Annotated in this window: 16 protein-coding genes and 1 pseudogene; 6 read left to right on the top strand and 11 right to left on the bottom strand. The window is 41.4% G+C overall.

Going from position 1 to position 14,755, the window contains the following annotated elements; translation table 11 throughout:
- Positions 1-115 precede the first annotated feature (115 nt).
- The 10 genes from H3U82_RS01560 to H3U82_RS10805 all read right to left on the bottom strand — a co-directional run bounded on the left by H3U82_RS01560 (position 116) and on the right by H3U82_RS10805 (position 8,545).
- The gene (locus tag H3U82_RS01560) at positions 116-355 is read right to left on the bottom strand and encodes a hypothetical protein (protein WP_198208857.1); all 240 of its coding nucleotides are present in this window, start codon (positions 353-355) and stop codon (positions 116-118) included.
- Between the two features lie 11 nt (positions 356-366).
- A complete protein-coding gene (locus H3U82_RS01565) occupies positions 367-1,125 on the bottom strand; it encodes an ABC transporter ATP-binding protein (RefSeq protein WP_096765594.1) in 759 nt (252 codons plus the stop codon).
- A 59-nt stretch (positions 1,126-1,184) separates the two neighbouring features.
- The gene (locus tag H3U82_RS01570; protein ID WP_198209948.1) at positions 1,185-2,141 is read right to left on the bottom strand and encodes an iron chelate uptake ABC transporter family permease subunit; all 957 of its coding nucleotides are present in this window, start codon (positions 2,139-2,141) and stop codon (positions 1,185-1,187) included.
- A gap of 7 nt (positions 2,142-2,148) precedes the next feature.
- Positions 2,149-3,117, bottom strand: a complete 969-nt coding sequence (locus H3U82_RS01575) for an ABC transporter permease (protein ID WP_198186271.1) — start codon at positions 3,115-3,117, stop codon at positions 2,149-2,151.
- 92 nt (positions 3,118-3,209) lie between these two features.
- Positions 3,210-4,178: a siderophore ABC transporter substrate-binding protein gene (locus H3U82_RS01580; protein ID WP_198208859.1), complete on the bottom strand. Its 969-nt coding sequence runs from the start codon at positions 4,176-4,178 to the stop codon at positions 3,210-3,212.
- A gap of 81 nt (positions 4,179-4,259) precedes the next feature.
- Positions 4,260-5,066 (bottom strand): siderophore-interacting protein, encoded by an 807-nt coding sequence (locus H3U82_RS01585; protein WP_084552009.1) that lies wholly within the window; start codon positions 5,064-5,066, stop codon positions 4,260-4,262.
- A gap of 1 nt (position 5,067) precedes the next feature.
- Positions 5,068-6,009 carry an alpha/beta hydrolase gene (locus H3U82_RS01590; RefSeq protein ID WP_172397426.1) on the bottom strand — a complete coding sequence of 314 codons (942 nt, stop codon included), beginning with the start codon at positions 6,007-6,009 and terminating at the stop codon, positions 5,068-5,070.
- Positions 6,010-6,325: 316 nt separating this feature from the next.
- The gene (locus tag H3U82_RS10920; protein ID WP_172397425.1) at positions 6,326-6,835 is read right to left on the bottom strand and encodes a TonB-dependent receptor domain-containing protein; all 510 of its coding nucleotides are present in this window, start codon (positions 6,833-6,835) and stop codon (positions 6,326-6,328) included.
- On the bottom strand, positions 6,807-7,400 hold the full coding sequence (locus H3U82_RS10925) for a TonB-dependent receptor domain-containing protein (protein WP_172397424.1): 594 nt from the start codon (positions 7,398-7,400) through the stop codon (positions 6,807-6,809). Before H3U82_RS10925 ends, H3U82_RS10920 begins: the two co-directional genes overlap by 29 nt.
- Positions 7,343-8,545, bottom strand: coding sequence for a TonB-dependent receptor plug domain-containing protein (locus tag H3U82_RS10805; RefSeq protein WP_232336090.1), 1,203 nt, complete (start codon positions 8,543-8,545; stop codon positions 7,343-7,345). Before H3U82_RS10805 ends, H3U82_RS10925 begins: the two co-directional genes overlap by 58 nt.
- Before the next feature lie 370 nt (positions 8,546-8,915).
- Between H3U82_RS10805 and H3U82_RS01600 the strand changes: the two genes are divergently transcribed.
- The 6 genes and pseudogenes from H3U82_RS01600 (at position 8,916) to H3U82_RS01625 (ending at position 13,181) form a co-directional block, all read left to right on the top strand.
- The gene (locus tag H3U82_RS01600; protein WP_198208861.1) at positions 8,916-9,719 is read left to right on the top strand and encodes a hypothetical protein; all 804 of its coding nucleotides are present in this window, start codon (positions 8,916-8,918) and stop codon (positions 9,717-9,719) included.
- Between the two features lie 281 nt (positions 9,720-10,000).
- Entirely contained in the window at positions 10,001-10,450 is a 450-nt protein-coding gene (locus H3U82_RS01605; protein WP_025331117.1) for a pilin, read from the top strand.
- Between the two features lie 158 nt (positions 10,451-10,608).
- A pseudogene (locus H3U82_RS01610) lies at positions 10,609-10,719 on the top strand (prepilin-type N-terminal cleavage/methylation domain-containing protein); the annotation flags it as partial.
- A 126-nt stretch (positions 10,720-10,845) separates the two neighbouring features.
- Positions 10,846-11,055 carry a hypothetical protein gene (locus H3U82_RS01615; protein WP_078475165.1) on the top strand — a complete coding sequence of 70 codons (210 nt, stop codon included), beginning with the start codon at positions 10,846-10,848 and terminating at the stop codon, positions 11,053-11,055.
- A 156-nt stretch (positions 11,056-11,211) separates the two neighbouring features.
- On the top strand, positions 11,212-11,670 hold the full coding sequence (locus tag H3U82_RS01620; protein WP_198208863.1) for a pilin: 459 nt from the start codon (positions 11,212-11,214) through the stop codon (positions 11,668-11,670).
- Between the two features lie 236 nt (positions 11,671-11,906).
- Entirely contained in the window at positions 11,907-13,181 is a 1,275-nt protein-coding gene (locus H3U82_RS01625) for a sulfatase-like hydrolase/transferase (RefSeq protein WP_198208866.1), read from the top strand.
- Positions 13,182-13,365: 184 nt separating this feature from the next.
- Here the strand turns inward: H3U82_RS01625 and waaA are convergent, their stop codons facing one another.
- Positions 13,366-14,655 (bottom strand): lipid IV(A) 3-deoxy-D-manno-octulosonic acid transferase, encoded by a 1,290-nt coding sequence (gene waaA, locus H3U82_RS01630; RefSeq protein WP_198208868.1) that lies wholly within the window; start codon positions 14,653-14,655, stop codon positions 13,366-13,368.
- Positions 14,656-14,755: the final 100 nt, after the last annotated feature.

Raw genomic sequence — 14,755 nt, forward strand, 5'->3', positions numbered from 1 at the left:
GAATAATTATTAAGTCTGAGCCGGAAAGCAGCAGGAAAATTATTTTAATAAACACGCTGGTACTAAGTTATGCGGATTAGCATAACTTTCAGTTTGGCTTTGAATCTATGCGTTTTTAGTGATGCGGGTGTTGCCGGCGCCAGATTTTCGCGCCAATCATAATAAATACGCCAAACAGAAAAGTACACACCAGCCCCATAAAAATAAGCATAATCCGTGCCATTGACATCCGTACGGCAGCATCATCTCCCAAAAACAGCCAGATAAACCATGCAGCCAGTACGACAAACAAAGCAATCATGGCAGTAATCAGCCCCGTCATTTTGCGTGAACCGGGGGTATTATCGTTTTGCATAATAAAGCCTGCTAGAAGTGATGGATAACAAGAGGTTTCCCTTTATGGCTGACAACTTCTGTATCCAGATTAAATATGGTTTGAATATGGTCTACAGTAATAATATCTTCTGGTGTACCTTGCATAACAATCTGCCCGTCTTTAAGAGCAACAATATGGTCAGCATAGGCTGCTGCCATGTTGATGTCGTGAACCACCATAATGGTAGCCAGCCCCTGTTCGCTGGTCAGCTGGTGTAATAAACGCATCAGCTCACGTGCATGATACATATCCAGATTGTTAAGCGGTTCATCAAGAATAACATGTTTGGTTTGCTGGCAGAAAGTCATGGCTACCAGTGCGCGCTGGCGCTGTCCGCCGGAAAGTGCACTAAGATAACGCTGTTGTAATGGTTCCAGCTCAAAGCGCTGTAAAGCCTGATCAACAATTTGCTGATCTTCTGCTGTGATGCGTCCCTGATTATGCGGATAGCGGCCAAACAGTAATAAGTCACGTACGGTAATACGGCTCTGTATGTTGTTCTCTTGCGACAATATAGCCAGTTTTCTGGCTATGGCAGTTGATTTGCTGTGGCTGACTTCAAGTTCATCAATATGGATATTGCCTTCCTGTAAAGGTTGCAAGCGGGCAATCAGCGAGAACAATGTAGATTTACCTGCACCATTGGGACCAATCAGTGCAGTAATGCTTTTATCCGGAATATCAAGATTAATATCGCGGAGAATGGGTGTACCGTTGATGTGGTGGTTAACATTTTTTATGGTAATCATAATGCTGTCAGGTTAAATCGGTGCAAAAAATGGTGATGATAACAAGCTACTGTTGCAGCTTAGCGTTTGCGTTTTAATACCAGCCACAGAAACACAATGCCGCCGCAAAATTCAATAACGGCACTCAGTACGCCCTGCATACCAAGCAGCTGCTCAAATATCAGCTGGCCGCTGACCAGTACCAGTGCTGCAATCAGAAATGCTGCCGGCAGCCGCAGCTGATGTTTCATATCGGGGGTGCAGGTATTAACCAGTGCGCATATCAGTAAACCGAAAAAACTGACCGGACCGACCAGTGCAGTGGAAACCGAAACCAGCAGAGCAATCCATAACAAAATGCTGTGGCTCAGCCGTACATAGTTAATACCCAGAGCAATAGAGGCATTGCGTCCGAGCATAAGAACATCGAGCTGATAGCGCATCCGCCAGATCCAGACTGTACTGAACAGCATGATACTCATGCCGATAATCAGCATAGTGACATTCACGGAGGTAAACTGAGCAAAATAGCTGGTTTGAGCAACCGTAAACAGAGTAGGGTCAATCAGGCGTTGCAGCAGACTATTGAAACTGCGAAACATGACTCCGAATATCATACCGGTAAGTATCAATCGGGCCAAATCACCGTTACTGTTCCGGGTTAAAGTGCGAAACAGCAGGAGCGAGGCAACCATCATTATTGGTGCTTCGATAACAAATTTGCTCAGCACACTCATACTGGTGAATCCCACTGCACCGAATACAAACAAAGTAATGGTTTGCAGCAACAGATAAAGTGAATCGTAGCCAAGTAATCCCGGTGTAAGAATAGGGTTATGGGTCAGAGTCTGGAAAAGTAAAGTGGATACACCAACTGCGTAGGCAACAGTAAGCAGCATCAGCAGCTTTTTACCGCGCAGTTGCAGTACAAAATCCCAACTTCCTTTAACGCCATATGTCATAAACAGAATACTGGCAATAATTAACAGAATACCGAGCACACCGAAAAAACGTGCACCGGAGCGATGTGACGGCATGGTGGAATTAAACTGCATGTACAGAAGGCTTTCTAAACAGCAAATACAGGAAAATCACGGTTCCGACGATACCGAAAATCAGAGACACCGGTATTTCATAAGGCGGGTCGATAGTGCGGCCGATAATGTCACAGATCAGCAGAGCGTTGGCACCCAGGAGTGCAACTGCAGGCAGATTCTGACGTAAACGGTCACCTGCCAGCCGGGAAATAATATTAGGTACTACCAGCCCGATAAAAGGAATCTGTCCGACTGTTACCACGACAATGGCAGTAATCATGGCCACGGTAATCAGGGAAATCCACATCATTTGTGCATAGTTGATACCGAGGCTGGTACTGATATTCTGTCCCAGTCCGGCAATGGTAAGCCGGTCAGCCAGAAAATAAATAACTAATGTCATCAGACCGGTAATCCACAGCAATTCGTAACGTCCGGCGAGTACTGCAGAAAAATCACCGGCAAACCACACCGCCAGCAATTGCAGGGTATTGGTTTCCACGCCGATAAAATTCACCAGTGCTTCAATAATACTGCCATAGATTATGCCGATTAGCGGAATCATCAGTTGCCGGTGTGCAGGCAGACGCCGAAATAAAAATAAAAACAGCGTCATCCCCAGCAAAGCAGCCAGACTGGCGCAGCTCATTTTGGTCAGCTGACTGGCCTGCGGCAACCAGATGGAGACCAGTAATACCCCAAGTGCTGCACTTTGGGTAGCACCAACCATACCCGGTTCCAGAAAACGATTGCGCAATACTATCTGTAACACCATACCCGCTACGGCCAGTGTGGCTCCGGTGAGAATAATCGCCAGAGAGCGGGGTAGACGGCTATACAAAAGCAAAGAACGGGTATCACTACTGATAAACAGATCACCCCAATGAAAAGAAGCTGCACCAATACTAATGCTGATAATCAGTAAAATAGGTAACAGCAAAAAATTGATTGCATTAATCTGAGAGGAACGAAGCATATGACAGAAAAAAATACAGACAACAGGTTTACGCTAATACTGCATATTTATGCAGCATAGCGAAACCTGATTATCGTGAATAAAACTCCGGCTTAGTGTGACATTGCCGCTTTAATATTGGTCAGATCAGTTTTCATTTGCTGTACACCGCCTGCGGCCAGATAAGATGCGCTGCTCAGATAAATAATGTGACCTTCTTTCCATGCTTTAGACTGACGTACCAGATCATTATTCAGTACAGCCTGAGCGGTTTTACCTTCTTCGCCGATGGCAGCAGTACGGTCAATAACGAATAACCAGTCCGGATTGATTTTCTGCACGTATTCGAAAGAGACAGACTGACCGTGCGGAGAAGCCGGAATGCTGGTATCTGCAGCCGGTACGCCAACCTGAGTATGAATCCAGCCAAAGCGAGAGGAAGAACCAAATGCTGAAAGTTTGCCGGCATTAACCATCAGAATCAGACCAGTGCCTTTTCCTTTGGCTGCCTGCTGGGTTTCATTAAGCAGATTCTGGATATCATCATGCAATTTTTTCGCTTCAGCTTCTTTCTTAAACAGCTTACCGTAGCTATCAAGCATTTTCATGCCATCGCCAATTAAATCCTGTCCGCTGTCAGACATATCGATAGTGGGAGCAAGAGCCGCGAGTTCATCATATTTCGGAGCGGTACGACCAGCGATAATAATAAGCTGTGGTTTCAGCGCATTAAGTGCTTCCATATCCGGTTCAAATAAAGTACCGGTATTGTTTACCGTTTCCAGAGTTTGCTGCAGATACGGTACCAGCACTTTTTTCGGGGCACCGATAACCGGCACCTTCAATGCCTGTAAATCATCCAGTGTAGCCATATCAAATACCACGACTTTAGATGGATTCTCCGGTACGGTTATTTCTCCGCGGGCAGTTTTTATTGTCACTGTTGGTCCGTTAACAGTAGTTGCAGCAGCAGACGAAGCATTACTGGCAGTGTTATTCTCATTGGTTTTTTCGCCACAGGCAGAAAGCAGAGACAAAGTTAAAACAGACAAAGCAAGAGGTTTCCAGCAAGATTTAATCATTTTTCAGTATTTCCTATCATTATCGTTTGCATTAATTATACCGCCTGAACAAGGCTAAAGTTAATTTTCTTGAGCAGGTATCTATTTATCAATAAATCTGTGCCGTGCTTCATGATAACTTTCTTCATTTTCTCCCTGACGCCAGTAGGGGACGGCATAATGGCGCTGAGGCGGTAATTGCCACTGTGTACGCAGCAATTCACGCAGTGGCTTAACCAGTGCCGCTTCGCCGGCAACCCAGGCAAAGTCATCATCATTCAACGGGGCAAAACTGCTTATATGCTCTACTACAGCAGGAATCTGGCTCAAATCACCAAAAAAGGTATGCAGATGCATTTTTTCAGGTAACGGGAGTGATGCAGGCAGATCTTCTGCCTGCGGTAATAACAGCACAACGTCACCGCTCGCATCTGCGGCAATATCTGCCAGCAGAGATTCAATTGCCGGAAGAGCTGTAATATCACCGGCAAATAAATAGCGTGACGCTGTTTTCAGCATTGGATTCGGCCCGCCGGGAGAAGAGATTCCAAGAATATCTCCAGCCTGAGCATGCTCGGCAAAAGATGAAGCGGGTCCGGTGTCTCCGTGTTTGACAAAATCAATACTTACCGTACACGTCTGTGCATCATAATTGCGAATAGTATAGGTACGCACAATCGGTTTATTATCCGGCTCAGTCCAGTTAAAACCATGACCGGAAAACTGGGGTAATTGCGGTGTTATCTGACCATCCGGTGCCAGAAATATTTTGATATGGGCACCATTATACTGATGCGGATAATCAGTCAGCTCCGGACTATGCAAAACCAGCCGGCGTAAATTCGGGCTCAGATCGATAATATCCTGAACGCGTGTCAGATAAGCCTGATGTGGTGAACGTTTATTCATTTTATTGCCTGATTACTGGATAAAATAATGCCTGCTGCAGGCTTTTGCCAAACAGGCTGCCATGATTTTCCTGCGGATAATGCTCATATCTGATAGTTAAATCAGTTTTTTGCTCTAATTCGTTAATCAGTTTGTTAATCAGACCGGCATATCTGGCTGTATGCTCATTGCGTATGCGGATACGTGCGGCCGCCTGAGGATTTTTCGGTAATTTACCGGCTTTGAGTTTGCTGCTTAAAACCCACAGACTGCTGCCGGAAAAAGCCACCTGACGTTTAAGCATGGTTTCAGCTTCCTGCTGTAACAGATCGCCGTGTAACCAGACGGACGGATCGGCAGCAATATAGTGCTGAAAAAGATTAGGCTGAGTAAATAAAGTATGCATAACCATCAGCCCGCCGTATGAATGCCCCCACAGAGTTTGTGCATTGGGATTAATCCGAACCTGTTGATTTACTGCCGGCATAATTTCATTCTGAATTAAATCCAGAAATATATCAGCCCCGCCGTTTATTCTGGTTGAATCAAGAGGATCGGTATTGTCATTGTCCGGCGCAATGGTGTAATCGTAGGCCCGTGCCTGCGCATCAAAGCGTTTATCTGTGGCATAGCCAATCAGTACCAGCACCGGAGGCTGAGGCTGTGCGGACAGTACCCGCATATTTTCCGGCGCAAGAAAATCCAGTGCAGCATTTCCGTCCAGAATATAGAAAGCAGGAAAACCCCCTGCAGGAACTTTACGGTCGGGAGCTGCTATATAAACCCGGTAATGACGCTGTCCATCTGTAGAAGTAAACGCAAGCGTATTAAACAGATAGCCGCTGTCTGATTGCTTTAATGCAGCAAAATTAGCTGGTTCATTCAGATTAGGCTGAGCTTTGGCAGTGTTGTGCAAGATTAAGGCCGTAAAAAACAATAAAAGAAAAATAATAATCTGGCGCATATTTAATCTTTCCGTCAGTTGATTGGTGTTACAGAACATATGGAGACAACAGGACGGGTGCGCGGTAAGATTTTGTTGCTGCATGGTAAAATTAATCGAATACCAGTTAAAAATATTGCCGGATCAAGTGGTTTGGTTAAAGTACAGTCAGATTGAATAACTTATGTTTGTTTACTTAATAAAGTTGCTCATTATGTGTAAACAATAATCATTACTATTTATGATAGTAACTGAAATTGAGGGATAAGTCACGGTGAAAAATAATTTGCTTGTAAAAAAACAGGCTGCCTGAATGGCAGCCTGTTTGCAGAAAGCATCAGAAAGAAACTTTCATACTGCCCCATACTGCTCTGCCGCGTTCATTGTATGTATATGCAGTGCCGCGCAGAGTGGAAGCGTAGATACGTTTATTGAATATATTTGACATTCCGGCTCTGATATTAATATTTTTATTTACAGCGTAGCCGGCGGAAATACCCCAGATACCATAACTGCCGATTTCTTCTCCGCTCAAACCGGTAGTTCCTTTTCCTCCGTTACCAATACCTGCCTCAACAGGATTTACCGGTACTGTACGCGGTTTCTGGCGACCATAGTAAGTATAGGTAAGTAATGTGTCCCATTTTTCAGCAGGATTCCAGGCCAGAGACGAATTAATCGTATATTTAGGGATGACAGATAAAGGATTGCCGGTTTCCTTATTTTTGGAATTAAACATATAAGTAAAATTGTTTACCCATTTCCATTTACTTGAAAACGGCAGGGTTAAATTGCCTTCCAGTCCTTCTACCAGCGCTTTACGGGTATTGCCATTGAAAATAATCATATCCGCCTGAGCGAGAATTCGTATCAGTACTGTCTGTGAATATAATCTGCCGGCCGGCTTCAATCTTATTTTTGTAATCATTGCGGAAATAAGCCAGAGAAGCCAGATAACCATTTTTATTAAATTCAAAACCCAATTCTTTATTAATACTGGTTTCCGGTTTGAGATTACTGTTACCTATCAGATAGCAGCCACGGCCGCCTCCGGAAGAGGTGGCACAACCATTACCTTTGCTGTACAGCATATAACTGTCTGTACTCTGGTATAGATTCGGAACTTTGTAGGCACGTGCTATTCCGCCTTTAATCAGCCAGTTTGGATGAAGCTGCCATGATAGATTGACTCCGGGGCTGACATTACCGCCCGTTTTATTATTATGATCATAGCGCAGCATTGGTATCAGTTTTAAATAGCCGGTCAGGCTGATATTGTCTTCCACATAGCCGGCCCAGCTGCTTAGTGATGGTGTGTGGTTAGCCGGAGCCGGATAAACTGCCCCGGGAAGAGTTATACGGCGCAGACCATCCGGGTCATCCAGTTTATCGTGCTGATATTCCGCACCCACACGTGCGACACACCTAATGTAAACGGAAAGTGTATTTCACCCGTCAGGCGTTTTGTTGTCAGAGTACTGTCTTTATAAGTAATATCTTTGCTGCCCAAATCCTGACACAAGCCTTCAGGACCACCTGACAGAGCTTCAGAGCAGTGGCTGTTGGTAGTTTTATCGTATTGAGCTACCAGTTTGCTGTCACCCCAGTACCATATACCTTCATGAGTCAGTGCAAAACTCTGGCGGTATACTCGGCGGGTTTCCTTACCATATAAACTTTGGGTGTAATCAGTCTGTACATTATTGGGACCATCACCGTTATAGCAATTGCCCTGCCGGCTGTAGGTAGTATCCAGTGTCAGAGTTTGTGCCGGAGACAGGCGCCATGCCGGCCGTCCGCCAATATCTTTATTAATCAGACCTTCCTGTCCGGCAGCCAGCGATTTACTGCCTTTATCATTCGAACGCTGATTAATGAATGGTGAATCTGCATCAGTACTGTTCAGATTGCCATATATACGGAAGCCGAGTACATCTTTAATAACCGGGCCGGACAAATCAAAGCCGATACGATGTGTATCGCCTTCTTCTTTATCTGCCGGCAAATTCATAAACGCATTGATAGAACCGTGAAACTCATTACTGACTTTTTTTGTTACAATGTTCACTACACCGCCAGCTGCACCAGAACCATAGCGTGCGGCAGCTGATCCGCAAATAACTTCAATTGATTGAATTTCTGCTACCGGTACCCAGTTGCCGTCGCCAATGGTGTCACGTTCACCGCGCCAGCTCATGCGTGCACTGTTGCGCGAAGTAACCGGCCGGCCGTCAATCAGTATTAAGGTGTTTTCCGGACCCATTCCGCGAATATCAATCTGGCGTTTATTGCCATGCTGACCGGAAGCAGTATTACCGGTCAGATTGACGCCGGGCATCGTATGCACCTGCTCAGAAATATCATTGACCGGTGTTTTGCGTTCAATATCCTGACTATCAAGTTTAGAAACGCCGAGAGACTGTTTAACCTGCTGTTCGGCGGTGACGTAAATATCGTCCAGCTTTGCTGTATTATCCTGAGCATAAACAGTGCTGCCGGTAAAAAGAATGAACGGAATCAATGCCAGTTTAAAAGAAGGAAAAGGGTGATCAGACATACTATTGAGCTACGAAAAGAGAAAAATTGATAAATCTGCGAATAATAATGAATACCATTATTATTTTCAACTAAAACCATACTGATTAAACAAAAATACAAATTCATACTTAATCAGTATAATAACTATCGGTACTTACATAATTCAGTTTAATGTGACAAAATTTGACACATTTGGCAAATAATCTATTCAGTGAGATGATGAGAAATGTATATTGATAAATTAAGAAATTAATTTATTTAAAAGAAATTGACAGAAAATTTTGTTTTAGGCTGGATATTCAGCAGAAAATGTAATTTGACAGGCATATCTTTATCAAAATAAAAATACATACAAAGAATTGAGATTAAAACAGAAAATAATCAGCCAAATGAGAAAATCAACTTTTTATATTTTTCAGTATATTTTTTTATTGTTATTGATTACAGGTGTGTTACCTGCGCAAGCAGAAGATTCTGTTTCAAATTCCTTTAATACAACCGGACAAGTAAAAATATTGCCGGTGACTCAGACTTGTACAGGTAAACCATGGCAACATATTGTATGGGTGCATGTACATGATAATGAAGAAACAGCGCGTCAGACCGCATTAATGGCATTAAACCAGATTCAGCAGGGCTGTCTGCTGGATTTTCGCCATGGTGGCAGCCGGGAAATCAGGATACAAACAAATGAAGTAAATTATCACTTTGATCCAAATAGAATTTTTACTGAAACCGGCCGGAAGAATGCATTAAAATGTCTGTGCGGTAATTGTGCTCAGGCAAGAGAAGAGTTAACTCAAGAGGTCGACAGTTTTCTGAATCAGTATATGATTCACGCCAAATTGATTGTTGCTTTGCATAACAATCATCCAAGTGGATTATCCATACGAAACTATGTGCCTGGTGGTTCAATGGCGCAAGGGATGAGCCAGGTAGCGGTCAGCTCCGATAAAGATCCTCATGATTTTTTCTATGTTACCAGCCAACGAGCTTTTGAGTTTTTGTCTAGACGGAATTTCAATGTCGTTTTACAGAATAATCAAACTGTTCGTGATGATGGTTCATTATCAGTATGGGCCGCCCGGCAACAGATTGATTATATTAATTCTGAAGCCGGTACCGGAAATCTGGCCAGTCAGATGGTTATGCTTGCAGCAGTATGGGCGTATATGCAGGAATATTACCTGTAATTTTCCAGATTAAGTAAGTCCGGACAAAGTTATCTGATTTACAATTATATCCGTCGGATATAATTGTCTGACTATTAGTAATAAAAAACTTAATTTAAAAATTTTGTCAAAAAATTTATTAAAAATATACAAATAAATCAATTTATTATGAAATAAAGGTACATATTTGATTTTTTAATCAAAATAAATAAATTTTTGTATAGAATAATCAAATATAATAATGAATATTACATTTGCAAATTAGTCGGAAAATCAATCAAATTTAAACGCACAAAATCATCATGAGCTTAAATCACCAGGGTTTTACATTAATTGAAATAATAATTGCTATAGCAATAATAGGGATACTGACTGCCATTGCCGTGCCTACTTATATGGATTACAGTGCAAAAGCTCAGCTTGCTGAAGCAGCAGATTTGGCAGGAAACCTGAAAGCGCAGGTTTTAGATAGTTTACAGAACCAAAAATGCCGGGCACAAAATCCATCAGAGTATAGCTATAAAGGAAAATACGGAATTGCAGAGATTACGACAGAATTTCCTGTCGTGAATGCTCAGCATTCGGCTACTGCCAGAACAGGCTGTTCTATTCGATATACGGTATATTCGCAGAATGCTTCATTTGTTCTGGTAAATAAATATCTCGAATTGGATGTACTGAGGAACGGAACATTAAAACTCAATAACGGTACTATAGAACAGAAATACCTGCCTAAAGCTTTGGTTATTTAATCAGTTGCGGCATCATTGTTCAATTTAAATAAGTCTGTATACAAAAATTTGAGTAATTCAGATTTAACATCCTTTTGAAAAATACATTTCATTTTTTAAAAAGTGGTATGTATGTTGTTTTCATTTCCTTAAATATCTGATTTGGTCGGACAATGAAAATACTTTTATTGAGAAAAGGCTTTACTTTGATTGAGTTTATGATCGTTATTGCTGTTATCGGGATACTGGTGGCTATAGTGCTTCCTGCTTATAAAAATTATATAGTCAGAACATAGGCTAGTGAGACTTTGAATATGGCTGAGGTTTTGAAATTATAAATTTTTGAGAATCTGCAAAATAATACATGCATTGATTCGGGAACCAATTCTTTTGAAAGTCAGATCGGTAAATATGGTATGGCTACTATTGATGGTAATGCTTCAATATCATCAGTGACTTTGGCTAATTCAGTTACAGGAAGCACAATTACTTACAAAGTAAAAAGTACAGAAGTCTTTGCTGCTATTGCAAATAAAATATTGGTAGTGGATCTTTTGAAAAACGGATCCTTACGTAAAAATAATGCTTCAACCATAAATGATAAATATATTTCCAGAGCATTTTAATATTTAAATATTTAAAAATTAAGATGTTATCTTGCAGATGCATTTTTGTATTTAAAAAAATAATTAAATTTTAAAATTTGGCATGAAATTTGCTTCAATATTATACAAATTGATGTGTTAATGAATTTTCAACCGTTTTGTAAGATGGAGAATAAAATGAAAGCATTCCAAAAAGGTTTTACTTTAATTGAATTGATGATCGTTATTGCAATTATCGGTATTCTTGCTGCAATTGCTGTACCTGCTTACTCTGATTATATTGCCCGTTCTCAGGCTTCAGAAGCTTCTAGCCTTGCTGCTGGTCTGAAAACTCAGATTATTGATAATCTGCAGAATAGTAATTGTAAGTCAGGTACCAATAATGCACTTGATACCGCCATTGACAGACAAACTGGTAAATATGGTGTAGCAGAAATCGGTGGTACTGCTGCTACCGGCAGTATTTCTGCTAACGGGGCAACTGGCTGTACAATTACATATACAGTAAACACAACCAAAGTATCTTCTTCTATTGCTGGTAAGACTTTGATATTGGATGTATTAAAAAATGGTTCACTGAAGAAAAATGGTGGAACTATGCCTGATAAATATATACCTAAAGCATTCACAATCTAAATATTCAGGAAATGTATACATACAAAGCCGCAGTAGCGGCTTTTTTCATTAAGCATATATACATATGAAACGAATTAAGTATGGGTTTTGATAAGAATTTTCCAACAATTATTAAAATAGCAAATCTGTTAAGGTGTTATTTTTCATTACGATTTTGGATTTTTTTATTACTTTATTTATTAATAACCAATGGTTTGTTCTGGCTGGCTCATATTTTTGTTTACTCTGAAAGATATATGATTGTTTTAGAGTATATATGGATTTTGCCATTATTATTCCTGCGCAGACGCTGGTCATTAATTTTGTTTGCTCTGGCATACACGGTAGTATATATATTTGATATTCTGTACTGGATTAAACAATTTTATCATTATGATAATATTGTCGAGTTTATTGAGATTTTACGTTTTATTCCTCATGCCCCGAAATTATACTGGTTATTTTCAGCAATATTTGTTCTGTATTTAGCAATAAGTCTGTTTCTCATACTTAAATATATTGTTCGGCTATGTTCTGGCAGAATGATATGGTCATTGGGCTTACTGTATCTGATTTTTTCAGTTTTCTTCTTTGATTACCGCGGGGTCAATCTATCCAATCGTTATCAGACATCCGGCTGGTGGGGAAGTTATTATGAAACGATTCAAAATCTGAAATTTAATCATGAATTTTTCTGGCGAGGTACGGTTAAACCGGAATTTTATGATTGGCCGCACGGGGGTGTATTGCAAAAGCAGATTGATATGCAGAATCCGCCCAAAAAAATACTCTTCATTCTGAATGAATCGTGGGGAACGTTTATACCTGAACACGGAGCTGTTAATCCGTCTGTTGATGCTCCGTTAATAAATATCCCGAATGTGCAGTTAATTACACAGGGAGAAAATCCCGCACTGCACAGTACTATTATGGGAGAACTGCGTGAGTTATGTGATTTAAAAGCTAAAAGTTCTAATTTTATTCTGGGTCCGTTTGATAAATTCAAACAATGTGTTCCTGTACACCTGCAAAAAGAAGGTTATCTGGTTCAGGCATTTCATGGTTCATATTCTAAAATGTATGACCGTAAAGACTGGTATCCGCATATGGGTCTGCAAAATGCCCGTTTTTTCCCGCAATTCAGTAATATCAAACAATGCCATTCATTTCCCGGGGCTTGTGACTATAATATTGTGCATGATGTGTCTGCTGCAAATAAAGCTGCGCAGGGCAAATCATTTATCTATTGGCTGACACTCGACACTCATCATCCGTATTCTGAAAAGGATATACTTGGTAATTATACTTATGATTGTAAACAGCCGATATTTGACGGCCGGCAGGAGGCATGCCGGAATCTGAATTTACAGCATCAGTTTTTTACTGTGCTTGCCAATGAAATTAAGGCCGGAGGTTTTAAAGATACAGACATAGTGGTTGTCGGTGATCATAGTCCGCCAATTATGCTGGATAAATATAAGGACAGTTTTAAGGAAGATTCTGTACCATTTATTCATGTACGTGTACATTAATGTAGCTTAGCATTAAAAAAGCCGGACAAATTTCTATTGTCCGGCTTTTTTATCTGCTTAGAAAATCCAGTATGCAGTTTATCGGCCAAATATAAAAGTTGTTAATTAATATTAATAGAAATCAGTATTTATCTAAGATTTTTTATGATCTCAGTTTAATTTTAAATCTCTGATTTTTTAAAATTCAATCAGCTGATTGTTCATTGGTATGGCTGGTCAGACAATGATAAATGGCTTGTGCCATGCGCTCACTTGCTCCCTGATGCTGCCGGATAAAGGCTTGCGCACTGGCAGACATCTGTTTTCTTTGCTGTGAATCATCCAGCAAAGCCAGGGTTGTTGCTGCCCAGTCTTCTGCAGACTGAATTTGCCTGGCTGCGCCGGCGGCAATTGCTTTGGGCGCGGCGTCGGCAAAATTATAGGTAGAAGGACCAAACAGAGTAGGGAGTTTGCACACAATTGGTTCGATAATATTATGGCAGCCGCTGTCGACCAGACTTCCGCCTACAAAGGCAATATCGGCACATTCATAGTAAGCAAACAGTTCGCCGATACTATCACCTATCCAGACCTGAGTCTGTTCGGCGATATTCTGGTTATCACTGCGTTTTTGGGTAATAAAATTCAGTTTTTCGGCATATTCGTAAGTTGGCTCAAAGCGCTCAGTATGACGCGGAACGATAATCAGCAGGATATTACCGGTTTTTTGTTTTGCCCATGCATCAAGCAGTAACTGAGCTTCGTCTGTGCCGTGATAAAAGCGGGTACTGCTGCACACAACTACCGGTCTGTTACCAATACGCTGTCTGAATGTTTCTGCCAGTTCAGCCATTTCTGCCGGCGGAGTAATATCATATTTGGTATTACCACAGACCTGAATATTGGCTGCACCGATTTGTTTAAGCCGCTGAGCATCCGCCTTAGTCTGGGCGTAACAACCAGTTAACGTGCTCAGAGCCGGCGCAACCAGTGAACGTACTCTCAGATAACCATGCAGAGACTTTTCGGATAAGCGCGCATTAGCCATAAACAGCGGAATCTGATTGTCGGCGCAGACATTAATCAGATTCGGCCAGATTTCTGTTTCCATTAATACGCCGAATACAGGCTGGTGATCCCGGATAAATTGTTTAACCCAGGATTTTTTATCATAGGGCAGATAGCGGCATTGTGCTTCAGGAAAAAAATGCTGTACCGTGGCACGACCGGTAGGTGTGGTTTGCGTCATCAGTAATGGTTTATCCGGAAAATGTTTTTGCAGCGCACGGATAAATTGTAATGTAGCACGTGTTTCACCAACAGAAACCACATGAACCCAGATGCCGTGTTTTACCGGATCGGGATAAGGTTTGCCGAAACGTTCAGACCAGTTAAGCGCATATGCCGGTGCCAGCGCAGCACGCCGGCGTAAATACTTGCGTAAAAAAGGGGGTGCTATCTGCCATAAGATTTGGTATAAAAAATTCAGTAGCATAGGTATTGCTTGTAATGGTCTGTTGCAGAGAATTATAAATTAAAAAAAGCTGATTATCAGGAATGATTCAGCAAGCATGAGTTGAAAAAGCAGAAGCTGT

The sequence above is a fragment of the Snodgrassella sp. W8132 genome (assembly GCF_016100865.1).
Taxonomy (GTDB): domain Bacteria; phylum Pseudomonadota; class Gammaproteobacteria; order Burkholderiales; family Neisseriaceae; genus Snodgrassella; species Snodgrassella alvi.

Bases quoted from the DNA above. Each gene is read 5' to 3' on its own strand.
- H3U82_RS01560 (WP_198208857.1), bottom strand. From the start codon at position 355: ATGCAAAACGATAATACCCCCGGTTCACGCAAAATGACGGGGCTGATT.
- H3U82_RS10805 (WP_232336090.1), bottom strand. From the start codon at position 8,545: ATGTCTGATCACCCTTTTCCTTCTTTTAAACTGGCATTGATTCCGTTC.
- H3U82_RS01600 (WP_198208861.1), top strand. From the start codon at position 8,916: ATGAGAAAATCAACTTTTTATATTTTTCAGTATATTTTTTTATTGTTA.
- waaA (WP_198208868.1), bottom strand. From the start codon at position 14,655: ATGCTACTGAATTTTTTATACCAAATCTTATGGCAGATAGCACCCCCT.
- H3U82_RS10920 (WP_172397425.1), bottom strand. From the start codon at position 6,835: ATGATTATTTTCAATGGCAATACCCGTAAAGCGCTGGTAGAAGGACTG.
- H3U82_RS01620 (WP_198208863.1), top strand. From the start codon at position 11,212: ATGAAAGCATTCCAAAAAGGTTTTACTTTAATTGAATTGATGATCGTT.
- H3U82_RS01605 (WP_025331117.1), top strand. From the start codon at position 10,001: ATGAGCTTAAATCACCAGGGTTTTACATTAATTGAAATAATAATTGCT.
- H3U82_RS01590 (WP_172397426.1), bottom strand. From the start codon at position 6,009: ATGCGCCAGATTATTATTTTTCTTTTATTGTTTTTTACGGCCTTAATC.
- H3U82_RS01615 (WP_078475165.1), top strand. From the start codon at position 10,846: ATGGCTACTATTGATGGTAATGCTTCAATATCATCAGTGACTTTGGCT.
- H3U82_RS01580 (WP_198208859.1), bottom strand. From the start codon at position 4,178: ATGATTAAATCTTGCTGGAAACCTCTTGCTTTGTCTGTTTTAACTTTG.
- H3U82_RS01570 (WP_198209948.1), bottom strand. From the start codon at position 2,141: ATGCCGTCACATCGCTCCGGTGCACGTTTTTTCGGTGTGCTCGGTATT.
- H3U82_RS01625 (WP_198208866.1), top strand. From the start codon at position 11,907: ATGATTGTTTTAGAGTATATATGGATTTTGCCATTATTATTCCTGCGC.
- H3U82_RS01575 (WP_198186271.1), bottom strand. From the start codon at position 3,117: ATGCTTCGTTCCTCTCAGATTAATGCAATCAATTTTTTGCTGTTACCT.
- H3U82_RS01585 (WP_084552009.1), bottom strand. From the start codon at position 5,066: ATGAATAAACGTTCACCACATCAGGCTTATCTGACACGCGTTCAGGAT.
- H3U82_RS01565 (WP_096765594.1), bottom strand. From the start codon at position 1,125: ATGATTACCATAAAAAATGTTAACCACCACATCAACGGTACACCCATT.